The sequence below is a fragment of the uncultured Parabacteroides sp. genome (assembly GCF_905196875.1).
Classification (GTDB): Bacteria; Bacteroidota; Bacteroidia; order Bacteroidales; family Tannerellaceae; genus Parabacteroides.
In genome coordinates this window covers 40364-66562 of sequence record NZ_CAJJWO010000027.1, presented here as the reverse complement: position 1 = coordinate 66562, position 26199 = coordinate 40364, and the positions used below count along the sequence as shown (strand labels likewise).

Below are 26199 nucleotides of genomic sequence, written 5' to 3'. Positions count from 1 at the left end.
ATATATCCATCCGTCCGGTGTCAGCCTGGCTGTATTTATCCCAATGATAAGATAATTTGCCATATAGATTATTACCAGTTGCCTGGCGACAGGTGGAATTTCCGCCGCTTAATGTTCCGACTATCTGTTTATTCTCGTTGAAAAGCGGTGAACCGGAAGAGCCACCTTCTGTTATGGAATGTCCATTGAGAGTCTTATCGAAAATAACATTCCAGTGAGCATTAGGAGCGCCGGTAGTATTCCAGGTCATTGTTTCTACCGGGCGATTGCCAAATGTGGATATTTTCATATAATCACCTGAAGGATGATGAATGTTTACTCCTGATGAAGCAGGTAGATCACTTCGGTCCCATCCGTTGAAATAAACATTATAATCCAGAGGGATCTTCCCGTTCAGCAATAATAATAGGCCGTCGGAACCTCCATCTATCGGAATACTCACGATGTGGCTGCACCCTACCATTGTTTTATGATCGGCAACCGGTGAAGTGCTTTCACATCCGGTCTGTTCGAAATGAAAATAGAATACCCATTGGTTCAGATCCTCTGCTGAAGCTATTTGGCCGTTATCCTGATCTTCCGTACAATGGAAAGCCGATAAGATATAAGGTTTCATATCTTTAGCCGTATTATTTATCAGGGAACCGGAACAAAGATATCCTGCTTTTCCTATTTTTTCTACCATCTGGCAAACCCCGTTCTTTTCGGTTTGCCACTCCTCTCCTTCTTCACAATTTATATTAACCATACAGGAACCGGAAGTTCCCGGACCAGTATTTCGTAAACTGCCGGATACGGTTAAATGATTGTATCCATATCCTACCTGGCTAATGGTTATTCCGGCTTTATCACCGGATGCAGGTGGTTCATATTCAAGCGTAAGATCATCGCCGGACACAAATTCTGTGGCAAATATTTTTCCTCCCGGATTACTTTGTGATGTATAAGCTCCCAACAGATGAGTTTTATCAGCATTATAAATAAATAGTTTTCCGCCTTCCGGAATGTAGAATTCGTCATAATATAACATTAAGGCAATTGCCCCTTTTGCTTGCAGATGGAGTTGCCATACCTTTTCTCCTCCGGGCAGTGTGATCCACTTTCCGGAATTATCGATATTCAGATCCGTATCTATCAAAGTAGAAACAGTTAAGGGCGCTCCCTGGCTTACTCGCCATTCGTCGACTGCAATCAAGTCTTCCACACTGAAGTTTACAGGAATCTGAACAGCCGGCTGTTCACTTTTCAACATATTTCGATAATTGAAACTGGCCGGTTTCCCTCCTTCGCTTATCTGCGATTTCATTTCACCTGCATGAAACAGGAAAAAACTGATAATACTTATATAAATGCTATGACGGAATAACTTGTTACAATTCATTATAATTTGATATAGATATGTTTCTTATATAACCAATATCCCGGAATCCAGTTCAATATGACAAAAAGAATGGCCCATATCAGCGAACCTCTGAAATTACCGGACAGAGGTACCAGTATATCGGTATAAACATAGGATGTTATTCCGCATTTATCGAATATGGTAGCCAAAACAGCGGCTTGTACATAAAGATATAACGGATTGATCCCGAAAGACTCGAAGAATAGTGACCATTTCTTTTTACCGTTGATATCGATGATCCAGATCAGTAAGGCAAGGAACAATGATCCGAATCCGCAGGTGGTTAGTACGAATGTGCTGCTCCATAATTTTTTATTGATCGGACAACCGTAACTTAACAAAAATCCCAGGAACAGGATGATCGCTCCGAATATAAACAGGTTCCGGATGATCTGTTCATTATTCTTTTTACTGTCCAGAATTATTTTACCGGCATAAAAACCTAACAGGACATGTCCGATGCTTCCCACGCAACTTAACAGTCCTTCCGGATCGAAAGCTATACGTGTCCCGTCTGCCAGGTAATCATGATACATATGTGTATTGCCAAACAAGAGACGGTCTACAACCGCAATAATATTGTCTTCCGATAGTGTCGTACTTCCTGTGAAAGTAAGAAGCATCCAATAAACGATCAGGATACCGGCTGCCGTTTGCCAGATGTATTTGTGATTAATAGCCAGTCCGATCAATGAACCTGCACCATAAGCCAGCGCCAAACGCTGCATTACTCCGAGGATACGAAGATTCTCAAAATGAGTGAATCCGTTGTAACATATATGTGAGAATAAATTTAATCCGAATCCGACCAGGAAGATCAACACAGTGCGCTTCAATATTTTCGTAACGCTTTCTTTGGATAATTTGAAATTGTATTTCCGTAATGAAAAGAACATGGAAACTCCCATAATGAACATAAAGAACGGAAATACCAGATCAGTCGGTGTCAAACCGTTCCATGATGCGTGGCGGAGTGGTGCATATACATAATCCCATGTTCCGGGGTTGTTTACCATGATCATTCCTGCAATTGTAATACCTCTCATTACATCCAGTGAGAGTAGCCTTCCTGATTGTGCCATAACTTAGATTTTTGGGTTGCAGATGCAAATGTAATTAAAAAACAACAGGGTTATATTATTTGTAAAATAAAACACTAATGTTCAGTAGAATGTATCCTTTGTTTTAGTATATTTATACGACACTTTTTAATGGCTGATAATTTTCAGCCGCTTGGCTCATAATTATCAACCATACGGTTGACAATTGTCGGACATTCGGTTGATATTTATCAACCACTAATTTCCTCGGCATGTAATTGGATTTAGTATGTAGGGTAATTGAAATCCCTTCGGCTATATTGTGAATTTTTTTTAATAAGAAAATCAGGACTGCTGATTTGTTGTTTCGGACGGAGCGGCAGTCTTATCCTGGGCGACTTGTCCCTTATTATAATATTCTTCTCTTTTCTTATTGGCATTCTGTACCAGGCTGGTCACGTAGACGGTAAAGATAGGGAACATCATCATCCCCAGTGCTGCCAGCAGTACCGATAATATCCGTCCCGTAGGCGTAACGGCATAAATATTCGAACCTACCGTCGTCACATCCATAAAAGCCCACCAGAGTGCATCGTCATAACCGGCTACCTGTGGATTTACCTTATGTTCGATGACAAAGAATATCAGACTGGAAAAATAAACCGTAGCCAGCAACATTGTCAGGTAAGATACGAACAGTCCCGAAGCCTTGTTGGAAGATAGCCATCCTACCACTATTGCTAGAGCGTAACCACTGCGTGCCAATGGGATAAAACGTAGGAAATAGGTGATCTCCGGTGAAAATTCAATCCCATAATAATTGATAATATTTAGATAAGGAATGGATACGATCAGGAAAATCAGGTGGGTTTGCAGATAATATAATTTACGTTTTGATAAGAAAAACTCCAAAATAAAATCGGCAATAAAGAACATGCAGATCCAGAACTGTATCTTCAGATACGACCCCTGTGTAATAAAAGGGATATTATTGAATGTATCAATTGAAATTACAACAATAAGGAACAGCGAAAGTAGCAAAATGATAACGTGCAATACTCCGTATATTCCTCTTTTCTCATAAATAATATCACTGAATGCTGACTTCATTGTGTTTACTGTTTAGGCGTTTAGATGAAAATATTTTAAGCTATCTAACATAGAAAAGTCTGATTTTGTTTTTAACACTATTCTGTTAATTAACCTAGTTTGACATCTTGTTGACAAACTAACACAATACCGATTTGTTTTACTGACATATTTAAAGCGAAACTAAACAATACAAAATTCACATTTAAACAGTAAATTCATGGCAAATGTAGGAAAAGCAGTAAAACTTGGAGTTTTTACTCTTGCGATTATGAATGTTACGGCGGTAGTGTCTCTCCGCGGACTACCAGCCGAGGCTGTATACGGATTAAGTTCAGCCTTTTATTATCTATTTGCGGCAATTGTCTTTTTGATCCCGACATCGCTGGTGGCAGCTGAGTTAGCAGCCATGTTCCAGGATAAGCAGGGCGGAGTTTTCAGATGGGTAGGAGAGGCCTACGGTAAGAAATGGGGATTCCTCGCCATCTGGGTACAATGGATTGAAAGTACGATCTGGTATCCCACTGTGTTAACCTTCGGTGCAGTATCCATTGCTTTTATAGGAATGAATGATGCGCATGACATGACACTGGCTTCAAATAAAATGTACACATTAGCTGTTGTATTGATCATTTACTGGCTGGCTACTTTTATTTCATTGAAAGGATTGAGCTGGGTAGGTAAAGTTGCTAAAGTAGGCGGTATTGTCGGTACGATCCTTCCGGCTGCTCTATTGATCATCCTCGGAATCGTTTACCTGTCGATGGGCGGTCATTCGAATATGGACTTCCATGGTAATTTCTTCCCTGACTTTTCTAAGTTCGATAACCTGGTTCTTGCATCCAGTATCTTCCTGTTTTATGCAGGTATGGAAATGGGTGGTATCCACGTAAAAGATGTGGAAAATCCTTCTAAAAACTATCCGAAAGCTGTATTTATCGGTGCATTGATCACTGTAATTATTTTCGTATTGGGAACTTTTGCCCTGGGTGTTATTATTCCGGAAAAGGATATTAACCTGACACAGAGTCTGCTGGTTGGTTTCGATAACTACTTCAAATTCATCCATGCTTCCTGGTTGTCTCCTATTATCGCTATCGCCCTGGCATTCGGTGTACTGGCAGGTGTGTTAACATGGGTTGCCGGTCCGTCAAAAGGTATCTTTACAGTCGGTAAGGCTGGTTATCTACCTCCTTTCTTCCAGAAAACAAACAAGATTGGTGTTCAGAAAAATATTCTGTTGGTACAGGGATGTGCTGTTACTTTATTGAGCTTACTGTTCGTTGTAATGCCTTCAGTACAAAGTTTCTATCAGATCTTATCACAGTTAACAGTGATCCTTTATCTGGTTATGTACCTATTGATGTTCTCCGGTGCAATCGCATTACGTTACCGGATGAAAAAAGCCAATCGTCCGTTCCGTATCGGTAAACATGGTAACGGTCTGATGTGGTTTATCGGTGGCCTTGGTTTCTGTGGTTCATTACTGGCGTTTATATTGAGCTTTATTCCGCCGAGTCAGATTTCTGTCGGTAGTAATACTGTTTGGTTTGCCGTATTGATTATCGGTGCTATTGTTGTCGTAGTTGCTCCGTTTATTATTTATGCTTCCAAAAAGGCATCCTGGGTCGATCCGAATTCAGAGTTCGAACCGTTCCATTGGGAAGAAGCAAAAGTACAGGCTCCTGTTGCCGGTGCTACAACTCAAACTGCCAATACAAATAATACAACTACAACTAATACAACAACGACGAATACACAAGCTTAGCCAATACCTCTGTAATTTCTATTTTACATACAAAAACAAGGGACGGAATCTTTATGATTTCTGTCCCTTGTTCATGTTTATCTGTTTTCTGTAATCTCTATCGATACAGTTCCTAAAAGTCCGGCAGTCGTTTTTCCCCGATATTGTGTCGGAACGGAGAGATAGTAGTTGGCAGCTGTGTTATGTATCAATACTTCAATCTTATTATTACCGTTTTTAATATGATCAGTAATGTCAAATTGCCAGGGTGCAGTGAGTTTCAGATCTGCTTTTTTGCCGTTTATCCATACTTCCGCAGTAGAAATGACATTACCGAGGTTCAGATGAACTCTCTGGTTATTTGCTATATCTTTCATTTGGATATTCTTACGGTACCAGGCACCTCCTGAATAGGTCGAGATACCTTCTATCTGTGACCAGTCGCCGGCTACAATCAAGCCTTCCCCGCATACCTGCCTGATCGGACTATCAATAGCCGCTCCACCGGTATTACCCCATTCTTCTTTTATACGGATGGCTACTGTGGATACCCGTTTGTTCGGGTTAGGGATCGTGACCTCATAAGTTATGCAACCGTCCGCGCGTTTACCTTTAATATCCAGTAGACAAGCTTTTCCGTCTACCCATACTTCCGGTTTCCCGAAAGCGGAAAATACGAATTTTTCGAGTCCCGGAGCCGATTTGAAACGGTATTGCCCATAGGTTGCTTCCTGTGTGTGTCTGATATCGAACGGGAGTATCGAACGATCTCCTCTGAAATTGGTAGCCAATGGTTTTTCAGCTGTTGCTTCTTTGATTATACGTGGGCTGTCGCCTTGTTTTCGGATGACGCACCAGGTTACACCGAAAGTATCGTAATGCAGTACGATTTCGTTGATACCTTCTTTCAATAAGATACTTCCCGATAAGTCCTCGGTCTGCTTTCCATTGATATAAACGGCTGCCGGCTTCAGTTCTCCGAGTGAGAGTTGGTAGGTTCCTGCTTCCGGAGCCAGTACATTCGAATAGAGATAATAGTTTTTATTACCGCTTGGGTCTTTTACCCGTAGTGTTTCTCTGAATTCCTGTTTGAATTCGCCTAGCCTGATGAATTCATCGTGTACGGTTGCTTTCAGCCCATGCCATCCCTGATGGCCGTAATCGTTTTCTACTCCCCAGCGCCAGGAGAATTCGTACGGTTTCCAGTGGTATTCTTTATTACTGGCTATGATGCCCTCGGATTTTCCTGGGAGATTACTGAAAATCAGTTCTTCTGTCAGTTCTGGAGTGGCTTCCAGCAGCATAAAGCGGGGAGCGAATGTGAAAGTCTTGGATATCCAGTCATCATCGTCGAAGGAAGGAGATTGCCATCCGTCTGTTATTTTGGAACTCTGCATGTAGCGAGCTTTGTAGATGTAAGCTCCCAGTATTTCCGGTGTAGCAGGCCAGTGGAAATCACCGAATTGATTATCTAAGGTTGGTTTAAGTTCGAATCCCCATTCACCATCCAGTACGATTGTCTCCGTTACTTTGTGCTCCACAGGGGCAGAGATCGTTGCTTTCCGGGCTGGATCGAATACGAAGATATGCATATCCTGCTTATCGAGTGGCATACGGATACAAGTTCCTTCGTTGGTGACGGATGATGCGGATATTTCCCGGAAGGTCCCGGTCCATGGATCCCATAGTTCTATCCCACCTGTTGCACGGAAGAAGCATTCCGTATCTTTAGGTACATTATATACGGCGTAGAGCTCTTTACCTGCTATTTTCCGGTGCATGATATAAGGTTCATCCTGTTTATCCTCCTGGGAAGTGATGCGGAAGTCGCGGGTTAGATGTGAGTCAAGAATATGGAGGATCTCTTTGTTATCTGTTGCAATAAACACGTTATTGCCGGATGTTTTGAATAGTTTATCGAGTAATGTGTTTACACGGGTATCATTCAATCCTTTTTTCTCTGTTGCTTCGGGTAAATCGCCGAGGTTGATGACAATCCCTCCGTTTTGTTTGAATTTCAGAGCCTTTTCCAGGGAAGAATGCCGGATGGCTTTCATGGAAGGGATAATAAGTACTTTAAATTCTTCTCCTGAAATGTGAAGTTTACTGTTCTTTACGGTCGCTTTATCCAACGATTGGTAATCCATGAAGTCGAAATCGATACCTTTCTTATAAAGAAAATCTCCCAGGCTGAAAGCTTTTTCCACTGCATTGCTACCGTATCCGGCTACTACCGGTTCTACGGGATAGAGGATTGCTATATCGGCCCGGTGATATCCTTGTGAGAGAACATAACTCAGACGTTCGGAACATTCGAGTAGGGGCCCCATTTGTTCCCAATAAGGCATGTGGGTATGATTACACGGAGGTGCCCATTCCCACCAGCCTCCTACCGTACTGTAAAAGAAACCATGCAGGCTGAGCAGGTTCTGACCCATGGCAAAATTAGCAAAGATTGCATCGATAACATTAGCTGTGTTGCTATCCCATTTACTACTGTGAAAACCTTCCAGCCATACTCTCGGACGTTCGTAAAGATGTGCGATGGAAGAGGCTACTTTATTTTTTATAATGTCTTTCGAAAAGTTGGGCTGATCGCAACCCGGTGCCTGGTTCCATCGCTGGGTACGGAAGTAATCGCCGAATTCACTGACATCTCTTCCGCGTCCGCCATGGTCGCAGCCGTAAATGAGGTTACGATCTTCGTGCCATTGGTATACGGGGATGAAGAAGTTCTCTTCACTGAGCGATACCATGACATCATTATAATCCAACCGGATTTTAGGAGTGATTGAACCTATATGGGTGAACAGGGCGGCGAGGTAGGGGATAACATCGTATCCTTTCCGTTTCCTGAATTCATCTCTGAAGATTGAATTCCAGATGTAGCCGTGTAGGTTGAAGTTTAGCTCGTCAGAAAAAAAGAAGTTGAGTCCTCCTTTGGATTGTTCCGGGAAACGGTCTTCGAACCGTTGGAAGAAATGTTTGACATAACTTTTGCCCGAAAGGGGATGCATCGGGTCGAGTGACGGTTTCTTTGCGGCACTGTATACCTGCGTTACGATCCATTTACCTTCCGGTGATTGCCATTGTATTTTGTTATCAGTAAGGTTTTTGGTCAGGTCGATGCCGGAGTTCTCTATGATTATACTGTCTGTTCCCAACTGGTAAGCATATAAGGACAGCAGATTTTCACGACATGCTTTCTCATAGCTGCCTTGAATGGTATCACTCTCGAATTTCAGTTCGGCTCCCGTCAATCCGGGGTTTTCCTTTAGGGCATCATCCACGTAAGAACCTTGTCCGACTCCCAGGGTGTAGTCGCTGAGGCTAACGGTCATATTCCGTTTTTTTGCTTCTTCCATGAACCAGCTGAACAGATCCCACCATTCCTCAGTAAAGAGGGCCGGACGGGAAGGGAAAGTCAAGCCGTAACTGACCCCTCCTTTGTCTGAGTGGGCATAATTTACTTGTAAACTGGTCACTTTTTTTGCAGCCATCTGATCCAGATGGTAGGTGAGGTGTTCACGGGTTAAAGTATCGCCCATCCACCAGTAGAAAGGTACTTCTCCATATCCTTTGGGAGGCGTTGCAAAACCTTTTTTTAAATCCATAGTGGCGGAACGGTCGGGATGTCCGGGAGGCAATTGTTTTACCTGGGAAGAAAGAAGCTGGGAAAAAATACACAGGGTTAAAATAAAGAGTTTTTCCATGGTTGATTAGTTTATATCTGTAATAAAACAAAAGTAGTTACTAATCACGATAATAATGTTTCAAATATGATATTATTATTATGCATTTTGGCTTTATGACAAGATAGTTAAGCCACCTTCAAGTGTATGTTATTTTCTTGAAGGTGGCTTAGAGTAGATATTATCTTACCGGGAATTCGGTAATGCGGAGTGTCGTACACCCATAAGGTATCAGTTCGATCATTTCTTCTTCTCCGACATCGTTACCTTGTTGCGTGAAGAAAGGAACCGGACCGGCGGAACCTCTGACGAGTGTCCAGTTGTTTACCCGTTTTGCTTTTGTTTTGATGCGTATAGGCGCATTTTCTACATTCCACGGATAAATAGCAACGGTAGACGATTTCTCTACGGTAAAAGATGTCTTGATCTGTTCAGACGAGAAGCTACGGTGTAATAAAGCGTAGTTCCAGGGAGAATCGGAAGTTACTTCATAATACCATTTGCCGTATTCTCCGGCTTTCTCGTTTTCGAATGTTTTCTTTTCCCATTTTTCATTCATTTTCAAAGCATATACCAGCGGACCACGTTCAACTACGGCACTGTTGTCGTACCAGCGGCTTACAGCTACTTCCATCGGTAATTCGAGGCTCAGTATATCGCCGTTCTTCCATTCGCGGTTTACACGTGCTACAGTTCCCGGATAGGCATCGATAGTGATTGGTTCGCCATTCAGTTTGACAATCGGATTCTTACACCAGGCCGGTATACGGATGTGGAAGGGGAAGAATGCCTGTTTCACCTTTTTGTCGGCGAAGGAAATGTTGAAACGAATGGCTTCTTCGAAAGGATAGGCTGTTTCTTCTTTGATATTTACAGTAATGCCGTTGGCTATTTTTGCCGATACCTGTGACGGGGCATATACTAAAGCTGCAATGCCGTTGTCGGCAGTAGCATACCATAAGTTCTGTACAAATTTGGGCCAGCCTTGATGGAGGTTGGAGGTACAGCAAGGATAGCCGGTCAGTTCGCCGAACAGGATGTCGGTATCTTCATGGGGAGTGGAGAATTCTCTCCAGTCGCGTGTAACGGCTACCTGATTCGTTTGCTGGTAGTACTGGCGGCCGGAATAATCGTCGGTTACCTGTGTTGGCAGTGCATTATAGGTTACTCGCTCCAGATAATCGGCCCATTGGATGTCACCGGTTATTTCCAGCATTTCTTCCAATGAATACATCATTTCTACAGCCGTACATAGTTCGGAACCTGCTGTCGGTTTTCCGAAACGCAACAATTCGTCACCACCCCATAATCCGGTAGGCAGGCCTATCGTGTTATGAATATCATGAACAGCCTTCTTTGTTGCTTGTATCTGTTTCGGATCTTTGTTTTGCTGGTAATAAACGATCGGCTCCTTGAATCCTTGTGCCAGGTTTACACAATGCAGGCTGTGCTGGCGTGACAAATGATCCTGGTTCAGGAAGATATCTGTCCAGTTGAATGTCTGTTTATGGATAAGTTCGCCCAGATCGAGCAGGAATTTATCTCCGGTAATATTATACAGCCAGTAGACGATCATCAGGTTATCGCCGCCACGTTGTTCACCCCAGAATGTCCATTTGCCAAGCGGATTCTTAGGTAATTCGGCTAACTGGTATTTGAAATAATTGGTCAGGAAACCGATCACGCGGATATCGTTGGTTGCTGTATAATACTGCTGCATGATTTTCAGCATGACCATTTTAGGCCACCAGTCCTGGGCATTGTCACGCTGTAATCCCGGTTCGTAACTGCGGTCGGTGTCGGGTCCGAAATAGCCGTTCGGCTTTTGAGAGGCCAGCGTCCATTCGATCCAGGGTTTTATTTTCTCTATAAGAGCCTGGTCATTCAGAATATAAGCCAGTGGGAGCAGGCCGTCTATCCAGTACGGGCCTCGTTCCCATACATCGCCGTCACCGCCGAGCCAACCGTTGCGCGGTCCCATCACTTTCTCGTAAACCTCATCCAGATGTCCGGTCATTCCGTTTTTCATCCGGACGAGTTGTTCCTGCATCCAGCCTTCCGCTTTGATAGAACCTAGAGGAAGTTCTATGTATGTTTTTTGTAATAGTGGCTGGCGGTTATTCAAATAATTACCAGACACGGATTCTCCTCCGGCAGGTGCAGCCGAAGCAATCGCAAGGGTCGCAAATGATGCGAAAAAGATTTTTATTAATTTATTCATGGTCATGTAGAATATATGAATTACTCTTTATAATCGATCCAAACTTTCATTTTTCCGGCTTCCCGATTATCCCAGGTGTAGTAGGGGATGAAAGACAACTTTTGATTTCCGGATACGGCTTCAATCTCTTTGATGCCTCCCAGTTTACCGGGTTCGTCTTTTACTTCGAAAGAAGTACCGGCTGCCAGATTGAGATCGGCAAAGTTTTTGGAATTATCAATCTCTTCCAGGCAATAAACAAGTGGACCGCGTTGTACAGCCCGTTTTCCTACATTCTGTTTTACACGCGGATCAGCAGAAACCATTTCGATCGGCATATCCATGTTGAGTGTGATCTGATCTCCTGATTTCCAGTCTTTGACAATAGCATATCCTTTATCTGTCGATGCATTTACGGGATTGCCATTAACAGACAATGTATATTTTTTACACCATCCCGGAATACGGATGTGTAGTTCTTTATTCAAAGGGTGTGCAGAGGTAACTGTCAGTTTAACCAGTCCATCCCACGGATAATCTGTCTCCTGTTTCAAGGTGACTTCTTTGTTATCCACAGTAATTTGTGTCGTATTTCCCATATAAAGATTTACCCACAAGGCTTTATCGGATGTTCCATAGATATAATTACCGATAGAGGGTAAGAAACGTGAGATCTGGCTCGGGCAGCAGGCGCAACCATACCATGCCTGGCGGTGATGATCGCCATTTGACTCCAGCGGATTAACATAGAAGAAACGATCTCCAGCCAGGGAAACACCTGCCAGTGCTCCGTTGTACATGGAACGTTCCAGCACATCTACATATTTGGAGTTGCCGGTAAACTGGTTCATACGTTGGTTCCAGTAAACCATGCCGACAGAGGCACAGGTTTCACAATAGGCGTCCATATTAGGCAGGTCGTAATCTTCGGTAAATCCTTCATTATGCCTTGAAGAACCGATACCACCGGTAACATACATATTGCGCAGAACAACATCATCCCACAGACGATCCAACGCTTCCACGTAACCGGTATCTTTCTTCAGGGCTGCAACATCGGCCATACCACAATACAGATACATACAACGAACGGCGTGGCCGGAAATATCTGTCAGCTCGCGAACCGGAACGATGTCCTGGTAGTAAGCCGGATCCCACTTGCCTTCATCGCCTTTGCTTCCGTGACCGTGGCCTCTTTCTTCCAATAGCCAGTTGGCAAAGTCCAGGTATTTCTGTTCTTTGGTGGTCTGATAAAGTTTAACCAGCGCCAGTTCTATTTCTTCATGTCCCGGTACCCAATGACGCTTATCAGGGCCGAAGAGGCTCATCATATGGTCTGCCATACGCATACTTACGTCGAGCAGTTTGCGTTTTCCGGTAGCCTGGTAATAAGCAACAGCGGCTTCCATCATATGACCGGCGCAATACATTTCGTGCTTGTCCATATTTTTCCACCGTTTGTCCAATCCGGTCAGGGTATAGAATGTATTGATATATCCGTCCGGTTGTTGTGCGGCGGCTATCTTATCGATCCATTCGTCAGCTTTCTTTTCCAGTTCGGGATTCGGATTGTTGATGAGGCTATAAGCAATACCTTCGAGTGCTTTATATACATCCGAATCATCGAAGAAAATACCGGAGTGTTCACCTTCTCCTTTGGCCGCATTGACAAAGTTTTGCATGCGACCTGTCTGGTTCTCTATCTGATCTATACAGACAGGTAATGTTGCCGAGATATGTTTGCTCAGACGTGGCGACCAAAAATGGTCTTGTATATGAACGTGGGAGAAGTCTACCTGGTCGATCATTTTGAGGGGTGTTTCCAATACCTGTTTTTGTTCGCTACATCCCCATAAAGCCAAGCAAGTCAGAGATAATAAGAGATACTGTTTCATGGTCTTAATTTTTAATTTTATAATTCACAACTAATTCTTTTTAAAGTAGGAGAGGAGGTAACTCTCTGACCATCGATAAAGATGGATAATCCGGTTCCTTTATTGTATTTCTCTCCTGTTTTATCATAAAGAACACATATGGTTCTTCCATGATAGGATACATTATCCAGACAAAAATAATCCCAGTACCCTTCCGGAACCAATGGGTTGATTACCAGTTTATTCCCTTCCTGTGGGCGGATGCCGACTAATCCGTTTATAATCAGATCACAAAAGGATGAATGGTTGTAATCTCTTCCGCGTTCTTCCGGTAAACGGTTCCGTTGCTTCAGTATAGTCCGCGAGATCCAATCTCCGGTGAAAGGATTCAGATTTTCATCAATCCATGGTATCTGTGTGCCGTTATCTTTTCTTCTATACTGACTGCGTGCGAAAATCGTGAGTAAAGTTACGTAATCACTTGAAGATATAAAGGATTGAGTCTGATTATTTAATAAATTGGATAGTCCGGTTAACGTCATAGCGGTAGAATACGGCCAGGATGGACCATTCCACTGACATTCATGGCCTTCGTAAACGACCTTGAATCCCGGATGGCATTGTTCAGCGGTCGTAGGTCCGTAAGGTGCAAAGAAATAACGTGCATCCATCAGGAATTTCCATGCTACCGCATATTCAGGATCAGCCAGATCGAAAGCCCATGGGGTATATCCGTGAACTTCACGGACATCCTGTAGTTGAGTGTTTTTTTCGTGTGGCAATACTTTTAAAAACTCAGCATCCTGATCCCATAGCTTTTGAAACATGTTGTTTTTTAATTGTTCTGCATCTTCTTTGAGTCTTTTTGCCTGAGGATCATTTTTCCATCCGGCAATTCGGGTTAAAATTGCAGCTTCGGCTGTCATATAAGAATTGATAGTTGCCCGAAACCCATTACCTCCTATGGATATTTCCATTCCGTCCCTGTTGTCTGTCTGCCAGAACAAGCCTGTTTCCGGTATAAACTTTTCTTTTTTCCACTCAGTGTAGTTCTCTTTTAGTTCCGGATAAAGATCTTTGAGTATCTGGTTGTCGCCTGCTACCAGAGAGTATTGGTATATAGCGTCCGTAACAGGAAAACTGTAGGAACGAAGGGCGCCCCCTCCTTTTAGCCAGTAATAGGCATAGTCTTTCAGAAATCTATTGTTTTTCATCCATCGGCCTTCTCTGAAATGGAACCAGGCCGGACAACATATACCATTGTATTTTCCTGCCCAGGATACGTCCGGGAGAAATTCGGTAACGATGAATCCATCCGGTGTCTTTTTCAGATGTTTTCTGAATGTCCACCAGCGAAAATAATAGATTTCTTCTATGTTTTTATCCGGACATTCAAACAAAGGAATATTTTCAGCTAAAAATTCTTTTGCCTGACTGTTAGGAATATATTGTACATATAGTTCCTCATCCTGCTGATTAAAGCGATCTATATACGAGTCCAATATGGCGCGGTCGATCACCTGGCCTGTTACTTTAAAAGAAAGGATCGGGCTACAAATGAGCAGTAAAAAAGCAATAATATATTTATTCATGAGGACAAAAGTTTTTATACTCCCCATCCAAATGTGGACGGGGAGATAATATAAAATTGTTATTTATAGCTTGTTCTACTTGTAACTGGGATTCTGTTCCAGATTCGGATTAGAAGTCAGTACTTTTTCCGGTATCGGGAATACCGAACGGTATTCTCCCTGCGGTTTGTGGGATAACCAGCTTTTCTTGGTATAAACACCGAAACGGATGGCATCTCTTCTGCGATGCATTTCCCAAGCGAACTCCCAACCCAGTTCGTCATACATTCTACCAAACTCTACAATATCGGTATTTCCTTTATCTGCAATCTTGTAATTTTCAATCGATCCGTATTGATAAGATGTGTTTTCTTTGAGCTGGGCGTCTGTAACAGTTGCCAGTTCCGGATTTTCTTTGAATGCGCGTTGACGGACTGCTGTAACTAATGTGCCGGCTCCAGCTTTTCCTGAACGTAACAAACATTCTGCCTTCATCATTAATATTTCTGCGTACCGGATTAATGGGACATCTGTTCCGGATGAACTTTGTGATCCTTTGGCAACTTCATATTTATTCATGCGATAGCCTTCCATTTCACTGGTATAATTACCATCGGGAAGATCTTTGGTATAAATAAGAGGTTCACCCATTTTGTCGTATGTTCCATACAGTTTGCTGCCATCGGCTGCTAACTGTTCTCCCATCAGCCAGGAGTCAGCCAGGCGGCAATCTTTTACATTGTAAGTATCGATAAATTGGGAAACTCCCATAGCAGAACCGCATCCCCATGGGGTTGCTTCCGTTTCATACTTTTTCTTTAACTCTCCATGCCATGAGAACATGAATATGCTGTTTCCGCCGGCCAGGTTCTCATCAAACGGAATGGTGAAGATCACTTCTTTGGAGTTTTCGACACCGGTAGTACGGAAAGGATCTTTGTAATTATCCGATAAAGCAAATTTATTGCTGTTGATAATGTCGTCACATTGTTGGATACACTCGTCCCAATGAGTTTCGCCAACGTATACGTTTGCATTCAGATATATGTTGGCTAATACAGCTTTTGCCGCCCATTTTGTCATTCGTCCGTAGTAGTTACCTCCCTGTTCTTCACTGAGTGAAGGTATTACTTCCTCTAATTCCTTTACAGTAAAGTCGTATATTTCTTTGCGACTGTTTTTTGAAGGTAAATCCATTGCTGTAGTTGTAACGAGGGGAGCTTCCCCGAAGTTATCGCATATCTGCCAGTAGTAATAGGCACGCATGGCTCGTAGTTCAGCTAAGCCTGCTGTTTTTTCAGCATCAGACGGAGCAGGAAGAATACCTGTCTCTATCTGTTCGATAATTTTATTACATAACAGAGCACCCTGATAAAACACTGACCATATATTTTTTACATGATCTTGTTCTGAATTCCATGTCTGATAATGCATGCGTCGATAAACGCCGCCGTCGTCCCAACCGGAAGCATTGGGAGGCATAACGATTGCATCAGCAGTAACTTCCTGAGCCGAAAAATATCCCCAGTGATCCGTAAAGCTTCGTAAATAACTGTATACACTGGATACGGATGGTGAAAAATCATCGACAGTATAATTGTATGTCTGTTCGGTTATTTTGGAAAAAACTTTTTCATCCATGTCATTGCTACAAGAGATGATAGTCCCTGAACAACATAATGCTAAAAATAACTTTATATAGATCTTCATAATATTTGTACATTAAAATTTAACAGAAATTCCAAGTGTATAAGTACGTGTAGATGGATAACGGTTTTTGTTATCGACGCCCGGATTCAAACCACTAATGCTGACTTCCGGATCGATACCGGAATAGCCGGTGATAGTTGCCAGATTGGAAACCGTACCGTATATTCTTAAACGCTTAATCCAGGAATTGAAGTTGAAAGTATATCCCAAAGTCATATTATCGATTTTCCAGTAACTACCATTTTCTACGTAATAGCTGACATACTGCAATTCCTGATCGGCAGCCAAAGGCACTTTACCATATTTCGTTTCGAAAGCGGCACTCAGCACATTGCCTCTTGCCAACATAACCGGTGCTTCATATTGCAGGCGTGGCATGTTAAGGATATCGAAACCGAATGCGCCACGCATGGTTACATTAAAATCGAAGTTTTTCCAACTCAACGAGTTATTCCAGTTCAGATAGTGTTTGGGCAAACCGTTACCGATCACTTGTTTGTCGGTAGGTTGCAATTGTGATATCGGTTTCGGATTGCCATCGGCCCCTTCAATGATCCAGTGACCGTTTTCATCGATATCGACGCTCTTATATCCCCAGAAATTACCGATTGGCTGACCTTCCTGAATACGGTGAGTATTTGTTTGTAAAGGTTCTCCTGTAGATCCTTGATCTGAGTAACCACTTGAGATGAACTGGTCGTTCGATAAGGATAGCAGTTCGTTTTTGTTTGTGGAATAATTCATAGATGTTGTCCATTGGAAATCTTTTGTTTGTACAGGTATGGCTGTTACACCGACTTCTATACCCTGATTTCGCATGGAACCAGCATTAGCCACCATGTTTGAGAACAGATACGGAGGAGAAGGAACATCATAATCCCACAGTAAATCATCTGTTTTACGATTATAGTAATCGATATTACCAGTGATACGATCGTTCAGAAATCCGAAATCAAAACCGATATTCACCTCTTTCTTCTTTTCCCATCTTAAATCCGGGTTTGCATTTGAGTCCGGGCGAATCGTTTTGATCCATTCGTTGTTGTAATAAACGTAAGTTCCGAAATTCAGTGTGTTTAAAGACATGTAAGGATCAGTAGGAACAGTTCCTGTTACACCAAAACCTGCACGCAGTTTTAATATAGACAAAGCCTCCACATCTTCCATAAAGCTTTCGCCTTTTATATTCCAGGCAGCGGAAACTGACGGGAAGTTACCCCATTTATGGTCTGCACCGAATTTGGTAGAACCTTCGTGACGAATACTGGCAGCCAGCATATATTTACCTTTATAGCTATAGTTCAAACGGCCGAAATAACCGATCAGCCTACTTTCGTTTGCTTCTGAAAATTCTGTTCCACGTCCGTCTTTCAACGCTTGTCCGGCTCCCATGTTGTTGTATGTATAGTCGTCTGACGGGAAGTTGAAGTTCTGCATGTAGAAGTTTTGATAGTTTGTCTTTTGCCAGCTATATCCGCCCAACAAGGTAAATGAATGATCTTCAAAGATTGTTTTTCTCCATTGCACGGTTATTTCTGATAAATCTTCGTTACGGCGCGTAGAACCGCGTGAAGCATATCCGTTTTTCCCGTCTCTCCAGGAGGATTTATGTTCCTGCGTTTCGTAATATCCTCTAATCTGGTTGTAGGTGTTTGAGGAGAATAGATATTTAATATCCAAACCTTCGACAGGAGTATAGGTTACATTTGCAAACATACGCAAATTCGTCGCCTGATTTTCTCCTTCTACCTCATTCAGTAATGCTACGGGATTATAATATTCGTTCTTTGTACTTTCGGAATATTTTCCGTCTTTGTCATATACCGAAGTTGTCGGATTGTAAATTAAAGCATTTCTATATACCTCACTATTGTAACCGCCTCCATCGGATCCGGAAAAATAAGTTTGTTTGTAACCACTTAAACTGGCATTCAGTTTCAATTTATTATTGAACATGCGGTGTGTAATCTCGATGCGCGGATAGAACATTTGGTTGTTTGTTCGTTTAATTAAACCATTTAATCCTCTGTACTCGAAACTGGCTACATAATTTGTCGTGCGGCTACCACCACGCATGCTAATGTTATAGATTTGTGTAAACGGTGTGCGGGTTACCTCATCCAGCCAGTTAACGGAAGAACCGTCGTCCTGACCTCCCGGCCATCCTTCTTTAACGCGCTGGCGGTATTCGTCGGCTTTCATAAACGGCAAAGTTCTTGTGATTTGCTGGGTGGAAATATAAGCATTCACATCTACTTCCGTCGGCATTTCGCCATTGGCATTTTTAGTAGTGATAAGGATAACACCATTGGTACCACGTGTACCGTAGATGGCTGCAGCTGAACCATCTTTCAATACGTCGATCTGATCGATATCATCCGGTGATATGGAATTAAGGTCGCCCGGTATTCCGTCGATAAGAACCAGCGGGCTGGCACTGGCTTTCAGTGTCGTGATACCGCGTAATGCAATCTGAGAGGTAGATGTCGGGTTGGCATCCGGTGTAATGATACTCAAACCGGGAACCTGTCCTTTAATCAGTTGGGCAGCATCCGATGTCGGAGTTTTAACAAAGTTGTCGGATTTAATGGTTGAAATAGAGCTGGCTACTTCTCCTTTCTTCTGTGTACCGTAACCTACTACTACCACTTCATCTATGCTTTGCATATCTTCTGTCAAACTTACGTTGGCAGATTTGTTGTTGCCTACAGTAATTTCTTTCGTCAGGTAACCGATGTAAGAGATCTGTAAAACGGCACCCTGAGGAACTTCCAGCGTATAATTTCCATTAAAGTCAGTAACCGTTCCGGTGGTAGTTCCTTTTATAACAACGTTGGCGCCGGGAATCGGTTCGCCATTTGCGTCGGTTACAACACCTGTTATTATCCGGGATTGTTGGTTGATAAGTTCTGATTTATCCGTACTGTTTTTCTTCAACAGCAAAATATACTTATTATCGAATTCGTAGGTGATGTCAGTCCCCTTGAATGCATCTTCCAGATAAGAGATTATTTTACCGGACTTTTTGCGTACGGTAATGGCGCGGTTTGTATCCACTTCGCGGTTCCTGAATACGACCAAATAGTCTGTTTGTTGCTCTATCTGGTTGATAAGCTGGCCGATGGATAACTCTTCTGTTTCAACCTTAATAACAGTGTTTTGTGCTTCCGAGTTGATTGCAATCATTTGAAAAACACAGGCGAAAAGCATGACGAGTGATATTTTCATGATTCTGAAATAGTCTTTAATGTGTTTGTTCTCTACAAAAAAGAGTGGTAACAAAGTTTTTATTTTCATATCTTTGCTCAATGTTAGGTGAATACTAAAATTAACTAATTAGTGTTTGCTGTTTTTTAACGGTGGATGGTTCCAGCATCCGCCGTTATTTTTCTTGTGTTTATATCATAGGCATTACTTTTAAAGGTTATACATACTACTTACTTAAAGTGATAATATTATTTTCCTCATCTTTGTGAATCTTGAATTTATGTATTCGTTGTATCATACGTAGAATTTCATCTATACCGTCACGTTGCCGGAATTTTCCGGTGTATTCCCATTTGAAGATAGATGGGTCTTTGACGTCTATCTTTACATCATAATAGAGTTGCAATTTTTCAAGTATATCTATAAGAAGTTCATCTTCAAAGCTATAAATACCATCCCTCCACAAAAAGTAATCATGGTGAGGAATTATACCGACTTTCATCGTTCCCTCTTTTATCGTTACTTGTTCGTTGGGCTTCAAAATAACTCCTTCTTTATTCTGATAGGGGAAATAGACATGTAGCGATCCTTCTATCAGGCTGGTCTGAATATCTTTTTTTACAGGATAACTATATATATTAAATTTCGTTCCCAATACTTTCATTTCAATGCCCTGCGATGAAACGATAAAAGGTTTGTCCTCATTTTTAGCAACTTCAAAAAAAGCTTCTCCTTCAACCGTCACCCGTCTTTCTTTTCCGGAGAAGACGGCGGGATAGGTAAACGTTGTCTGCGAATTTAACCATACATCTGTTCCGTCTTGGAGGGTTAATTTGACTCGTTGACCGGCTGGTACATAAAGCTTGTTGTCTGCTATTACCGGTAACGAAGCTGGATGATGGCTGATAGTAATCCAATAAGTTGATATGACTAATAATGTGACAATGGCTGCATAGCTGGCTACGTTCGACATAATCCGACGAATTCTCTTCATTTTTCTTATGTTGTTGAAACGGCGATAGCCTTCCTGATTCGCTTTTTTGTCATCGGCCTGATCGGAGAGTGATAATAAGGCATACATGTTTTTGTATTCGATAAATTTGTCTTTTAATTTATCGTCTGATTCTACTTGCTTTAACAACTTCAACCTGTCTGTCGAGTCAAGTTCTTTCTGGAAATATTTTCTAATTTGTTCGTCCATATTATTGGCTTGTTATTATGTAAACACGCACGTCGGAAAAATCCGCTAAAGAACGAATAGAAAATTTCTGCTTTTTTAGAAATAAAAGAGGAATATGAAAAGGAGAAGGCGGTCTTTCAATTCTGTTCTTAGTTTTTTATAGGCTATACCTATCTGAGTTTCAACGGTATTGATAGATATATTAAGTTCTGTGGCGATTTGTTTTTGTTTTTTTCCCTCTATTTTGCTCATAACAAATATTTCTTTGCATTTGGGAGATAAGGTGTCGAGCGCACGTGTTATTATTTTCTCAATATCCTGATCAGAGAACAGATTTTGATCGAATGCCTCTAATGAATTCAGGTTCATTCGCATAGTGATAAGATATTCTTCCTGTATCAGGGTAGCTGTTTCATGTACAATTGTTTTATGTCGTAAGTGGTTTAAGCATCTGTTCTTGACTGTAGTGAATAGATATGCAACCAGGTTTATGTGCATAGAGAGCATTTCTCTCTTTTCCCAAAGTTCGGTGAATACATCCTGAACGATATTTTCTGCATCTTCTTCTCGTATAACATACTCCAAGGCAAAGTACTTCAATTTGGAGAAGTAAGAAAGATAAATATCTTCGAATTTGATTTTTCCTTTTTCATCAATCAATGCTTCTGTTGCCATAGGTTAACTTTGTTCTAGAAGAACTAAACCTTAAGTGATACGATATTTTATTGATTATCTGTTAAATAGAATTTTTACTAAAATTATTCTACTATACATTTATATTTTTCTATTATCGGATTTAATGCACAATATTAACTACTTATGCTATAAATAGATTATATTTGCATCGAAGAAAACACGATAGTTCTTCTAGAACTATGTCTATTTTTTCAGATTATTTTAATCTGCCGAAAAGTCAATTTGATAGGTAATTTGTTTGGTACCTGTCCATATGATATGTTAAATAATATTAGTCTTAATACTAATTTTATTTACCCGCTATATTAATTCTAATTAGTCGCTATATTAATGTCAAAATGATAGTTGAAAATATCGGGTTCATACTTATTACAGATCAGTATGAACCCGATAAGATTAATAATAATTATTTATTTAGAAGGATAGTTCTATTATGCTATGAATTGCGACAGACGGAACGGAAATTGTGTATTTTCCTTTTTCTTTTTTTACGGATAGTCTTTTCCCTTCCGGCTGAAGGACTGCCTTTTTTATAGTTTTATCTGTATTTATGATTAAATCGACGGGACCTGTTGATAGAACCGTATCGTAGATAGAGACCTGGCTGTTGTTATGTTCTCCGTCGATATTAATGATATTGACAATCCAATTATCCTCTTTTTGAGCCAGTATGAGGTGCATACGACCATTACCTTCTATGGTTGCTAATGCTTTCGGATGTAAGGTTCTTACTAAAGAATTGAAGATTGCAGCGACATTAGAAGAACGGTTTGAGCGATAAGGATCAGCCAGATCACTGTATACTGCAGCTATTTTACCTTTTCCATAAGGAGTTATGGTGGCTACCGGATAAGATTCATTATCATAGTTCGGATCATCACATGTTTTCATAATGCCGAAAGAAACGATATCTTTCGAGGGAATTACTTTTTGCCACCGGGTATTCAATGCTGCTGATTCATTATTTGCAAATAGGAATACATTGCTGTTTTGTGGATATTCAGTTAATTCGACTTTTATTTCATTTGCAAAAGCGCGACTTGCATCAACCCCTGAAATAAGTAAGTTTCCTCCATTCTCGACATATTGAAGGACGATCTTTCTCATTTCCGTACCGATCTCAGCCCATTCAGGTAAAACAACTAACGGATATTCGTTTATATGATCTTTCAGATAGTGATCCATTAGTACTTCGACAGTTTGTCGACCATCCAGTAAGATATTTAATGTTTCTGCCATCCGCCAACTCTGCTCGCTGGTATATAAGCTTGATTGCGCTTTTTTCCAGGCATGTGTGGAATACCATAAAGCTATTTGTGGTACAGGCTTGCTATGATGGCAAAATGTTTGCCTGTCACGACACCAGGAGGCCAGTTTTGCCATTTGATCAAAATAGATTGTTTTTAATGAACCATCCCTGTTTTGTTGATAGTAAGTTTGAAAACCTCCACCCATGGCGATTACTTCCGCGGCTTCCTGTTGTAGCATAACCAGTGATTTGGAAGAAGGCAAACCTTGATTGTAGTTAAATCCCCATGACATTAAATCCCAGGGTTTTCCTTGTAAAGCCAGACAACGGGCTTCCCAGGCAGCACTGTAAACACCATTCCTGCCGGCAACGTCACCGGAGAGAAAGTCTACGGGAGTATCGATCTTTTCGGGCATCATGGATGAGTATGACCAGTTACTTGTTATCTGAAATTCGGGATAAGCCTGATGAATTGCATCGATATATTTTTTCATATATATGCGGAAGGCTTTCCGGTTTAGTTCCAGAAATTCCTGATACCCTTCTTCTCCTTTTTTAGGCATTATTTTTTTACCAGTCTCGGTGGTATAGAATTGTTGCATATACTGTGAATAATCAGGAATGGCACTCCAGCAATCTCCATCGATCCATGCTCCGTCAATACCTTTTGCCGCTATTTCTTTTAGTTGTGGGATCAAAAGTTTATCAGAATAGGGACCAAAATAAGCTGCTTTGTCACGGTCGTAAGAGCCGTCCTGATGAACGATGGCCCATTCGGGGTGTAATTGCATGGCACGGGTATCCCACACACCGGAATAATGTACATATAAGGCTACATGATGTTTTCGGGTCACTTTCCGGAATATATCCAGAATATCTTTTTCAAATCCGGGAGCCTGATTACCTATCCCGGTCGGATAACTGGAATAACCGGCATGGCCTTTGCAATCGACCTGTATATAATCAGGCTTAGTGAGGATAAGTAGGGAATCGATCATCTCTTCTGTGAGTCTTTTACCAATTTCATTACAATCCAGACCTGCATGAAAATCAAAATGGAATCCCAGGAAGCTTTCGCTCCTTTTTAATGTTTTCCGTGAATTTTCGGGATGGTCGATCGTTGAGGGAGTATGAGCAGAAATATTTATTTCTGTCGAAGACAGGACAAAAAGAGATAAAAAAAGAAACAATTTAGTCTTCATGATATTAAGTTTTAAGGTGTTGTCTTTATTTATAAAATTCAGTATCTTCATATAAAAAATTACCTGTCTTAAAGTAAGGCAGGTAATTGGGGAGTATTTCCTATTCTATTACGAATGTAAGATATAATACGTCTTTATCTTTCAACAGTTCGAAAGGAGATGAGTTCGTAAGCTTCAATGGCAATACATATTTTCCTTTACTTAAGGCGGAAGCCTGTATCGGGATATTGAATATTCCTATTTGTTCCTTTTTAGGTATATCTACCGTCCACGAGGAGGTAGTATAAAAACTTTCCGGAACTAACTGATAGTCGGATTTTCCCGTAAAAGAGTCATATAAAGATCTCTCTACTGCAGCTGATACTGTTACTGATCCCCGATCAGGATTCCCGCTACAATAAACGGATACCGGAATTTCACTACCAGTGATCTTTGTTTCCAGAATACCTGCTCTTGAGAAGTATACGACCGGATCCTTATATCCGTAACCAGGCTCTTCACTATCACACCCCGTTAATACAAACAGGCATACAAATATAGTATATATAAAATGTTTCATCGTCATTTAATTTTATTATTCTGTCAAATCGATTACCAACCACTGTTTTGTTCCAAATTCGGATTTGTTTCCATATCGTTTCGTGGAATAGGCATAAAATACATTTTCTCATCAAAAACATAGGGGGCTTCGTCTACTGTGTAACGCTCGTATGTCCAGCTTTTTCTCAGCATATCCAGTTGTTCGGTGAAAGATGCTTTTTTGTATTGCTCGGAGGATATGATATCTGAATTATTCAACAAGTTCAGATATATTTTCATACCGGAGAACTTTTGCCCTCCAAGATGGGTTGTCGCTATTTTCCATCTGCGTAAATCCCAGTATCGTTTCTGCTCAAAGCATAATTCGATATAACGTTCATTCTGGATGAATTTGCGGAGTGTTTCTTTACTAGCCTTGTTTTTAGCCGGAACTTCCGGATTCAGTATGCCTGCTCTCTGACGGATTATTTTTAGTTGTTCACAAGCTTCGTTGATATTGCCTTGCTCATTTAGAGCTTCCGCATAATTAAGAATAACTTCACCTAAACGGATTTCAATAAATGGAGTTTCGCTACCCCAATTATAAGAGTAACCATCTTTGGGGAGATTTTCTTTAATAACCTTGCGGCAAAGATAAGAAGTCAGAGAGTTGTGCGCAGAACCGGCTGCATCCTGGAACTCTCCTTTGGCTTCCCATGATTTATATCTGTCTGCTTCTTCTTTCGGGAAAGAAGGATCGATCGTTCCCAGGTCGAAATAACTATATTGAGTACGACCGCAATATTGTGTTTCATTTACAACCACAAAGGCATTGAGCCGGGGATCTCTGTTTGTGTATGGATTAGCAGGATCGTAAGTACTGTCATCTGTTATATCCAGGCCATTTATTGTTGGAAAAGCATCAACCAGTTCCTGTAGCGGTCCCCAATGAGCTGCATCTCCATTTGCGATACCAAGCGGTTTACACATGGCATCGATTCCATTATATCGTTCAGGCATTTTGTAGTAGACTGCAAAGATATTTTCGGGTGACTGATAATCCAAAAACAGGTCACGAACATTTTCTTTTAATTCATATAGCCCGCTGTCTATTACTTCTTTATTTAATTGGGCTGCATTTTCCCAACGGGACATGTCTTGTGAAGTATTATATAATGGACTGGCCCAGAATAAAAAGGCTCGCGCTTCCATCGCTTTGCAAGCTCCCCAGGTTACACGTCCGAAGTTATTGCTATCCTGTGTCTTAAATTCGCTAAGGAAGCTTGCTGCTTTTTCATATTCTTTTGTAACGAAATCGAATATTTCGTCGATGCTGGCTCTCTTAGGATAGAGATCTTCCGAGTCAAAGGTCTGGGGCTCCAGGATAAGAGGTACGCCACCATAACGGATCACCATCTTGAAATAAGCGGTTGCCCTGAAGAAGGTCGTTTCACCTTTCATCCTGTCTTTCAGTTTGTCATCCATAGTTACATCATCGATATTCTGCAATATCTCATTACATTTGCGAATATAACTGTAAGCCCAGTATTCCATCGGATTGCTTTCCAGTCCCCATTCTCCTTTTACGACATTCCATGCCTTGTGTGTACGATATCCGTTTCTGGCTTCATCCGTGAAGTCATTCTCTTCACGGCTCCAGCTGGGATATTTAGCATATAGGTTATTGACATAACTTTCAACCAGAAGAGGGTCTTTCCAGACAATATCAGAGCCCATAGACTCCAGGTTTGTTTTATTAAACAGGTCGTTACATGAGAACATGCAAACTGCGCTTAATAATAGAATATATTTTTTCATGAT

General features: G+C 41.4%; 14 protein-coding genes and 1 pseudogene. 1 reads left to right on the top strand and 14 read right to left on the bottom strand.

The window, feature by feature from the left end; genetic code table 11:
- From QZ076_RS11020 to QZ076_RS11010, 3 genes and pseudogenes are all read right to left on the bottom strand, one after another.
- Nucleotides 1-1306: pseudogene (locus tag QZ076_RS11020) on the bottom strand (protease); the annotation flags it as partial.
- A 74-nt stretch (nt 1307-1380) separates the two neighbouring features.
- The gene (locus tag QZ076_RS11015) at nt 1381-2484 is read right to left on the bottom strand and encodes a heparan-alpha-glucosaminide N-acetyltransferase domain-containing protein (protein WP_293713351.1); all 1104 of its coding nucleotides are present in this window, start codon (nt 2482-2484) and stop codon (nt 1381-1383) included.
- A 303-nt stretch (nt 2485-2787) separates the two neighbouring features.
- Nucleotides 2788-3552 carry a potassium channel family protein gene (locus QZ076_RS11010; protein ID WP_293713349.1) on the bottom strand — a complete coding sequence of 255 codons (765 nt, stop codon included), beginning with the start codon at nt 3550-3552 and terminating at the stop codon, nt 2788-2790.
- A gap of 199 nt (nt 3553-3751) precedes the next feature.
- Here QZ076_RS11010 and gadC point away from each other — a divergent pair, with 199 nt between their 5' ends.
- Entirely contained in the window at nt 3752-5299 is a 1548-nt protein-coding gene (gene gadC / locus QZ076_RS11005; RefSeq protein ID WP_293713347.1) for a putative glutamine/gamma-aminobutyrate antiporter GadC, read from the top strand.
- Nucleotides 5300-5376: 77 nt separating this feature from the next.
- On the opposite strand, the gene QZ076_RS11000 is transcribed toward gadC, so the two are convergent.
- The 11 genes from QZ076_RS11000 to QZ076_RS10950 all read right to left on the bottom strand — a co-directional run bounded on the left by QZ076_RS11000 (nt 5377) and on the right by QZ076_RS10950 (nt 26196).
- A complete protein-coding gene (locus tag QZ076_RS11000; RefSeq protein WP_293713345.1) occupies nt 5377-8991 on the bottom strand; it encodes a glycosyl hydrolase in 3615 nt (1204 codons plus the stop codon).
- Between the two features lie 160 nt (nt 8992-9151).
- Nucleotides 9152-11191: a beta-L-arabinofuranosidase domain-containing protein gene (locus QZ076_RS10995; protein WP_293713343.1), complete on the bottom strand. Its 2040-nt coding sequence runs from the start codon at nt 11189-11191 to the stop codon at nt 9152-9154.
- Between the two features lie 20 nt (nt 11192-11211).
- Nucleotides 11212-13065: a beta-L-arabinofuranosidase domain-containing protein gene (locus tag QZ076_RS10990; protein ID WP_293713341.1), complete on the bottom strand. Its 1854-nt coding sequence runs from the start codon at nt 13063-13065 to the stop codon at nt 11212-11214.
- A gap of 17 nt (nt 13066-13082) precedes the next feature.
- The gene (locus tag QZ076_RS10985; RefSeq protein WP_293713339.1) at nt 13083-14636 is read right to left on the bottom strand and encodes a glycosyl hydrolase family 65 protein; all 1554 of its coding nucleotides are present in this window, start codon (nt 14634-14636) and stop codon (nt 13083-13085) included.
- Between the two features lie 75 nt (nt 14637-14711).
- Nucleotides 14712-16325: a RagB/SusD family nutrient uptake outer membrane protein gene (locus QZ076_RS10980; RefSeq protein ID WP_293713337.1), complete on the bottom strand. Its 1614-nt coding sequence runs from the start codon at nt 16323-16325 to the stop codon at nt 14712-14714.
- Between the two features lie 12 nt (nt 16326-16337).
- Nucleotides 16338-19553 carry a TonB-dependent receptor gene (locus QZ076_RS10975; RefSeq protein ID WP_293713335.1) on the bottom strand — a complete coding sequence of 1072 codons (3216 nt, stop codon included), beginning with the start codon at nt 19551-19553 and terminating at the stop codon, nt 16338-16340.
- A gap of 205 nt (nt 19554-19758) precedes the next feature.
- On the bottom strand, nt 19759-20733 hold the full coding sequence (locus QZ076_RS10970) for a FecR domain-containing protein (protein ID WP_293713333.1): 975 nt from the start codon (nt 20731-20733) through the stop codon (nt 19759-19761).
- A gap of 75 nt (nt 20734-20808) precedes the next feature.
- Nucleotides 20809-21387 (bottom strand): RNA polymerase sigma-70 factor, encoded by a 579-nt coding sequence (locus tag QZ076_RS10965; RefSeq protein ID WP_293713331.1) that lies wholly within the window; start codon nt 21385-21387, stop codon nt 20809-20811.
- Nucleotides 21388-21822: 435 nt separating this feature from the next.
- Nucleotides 21823-23859, bottom strand: a complete 2037-nt coding sequence (locus QZ076_RS10960) for a hypothetical protein (protein ID WP_293713330.1) — start codon at nt 23857-23859, stop codon at nt 21823-21825.
- Nucleotides 23860-23959: 100 nt separating this feature from the next.
- Entirely contained in the window at nt 23960-24418 is a 459-nt protein-coding gene (locus tag QZ076_RS10955; protein ID WP_293713328.1) for a DUF1735 domain-containing protein, read from the bottom strand.
- 32 nt (nt 24419-24450) lie between these two features.
- The gene (locus tag QZ076_RS10950) at nt 24451-26196 is read right to left on the bottom strand and encodes a RagB/SusD family nutrient uptake outer membrane protein (protein WP_293713325.1); all 1746 of its coding nucleotides are present in this window, start codon (nt 26194-26196) and stop codon (nt 24451-24453) included.
- Nucleotides 26197-26199 lie beyond the last annotated feature (3 nt).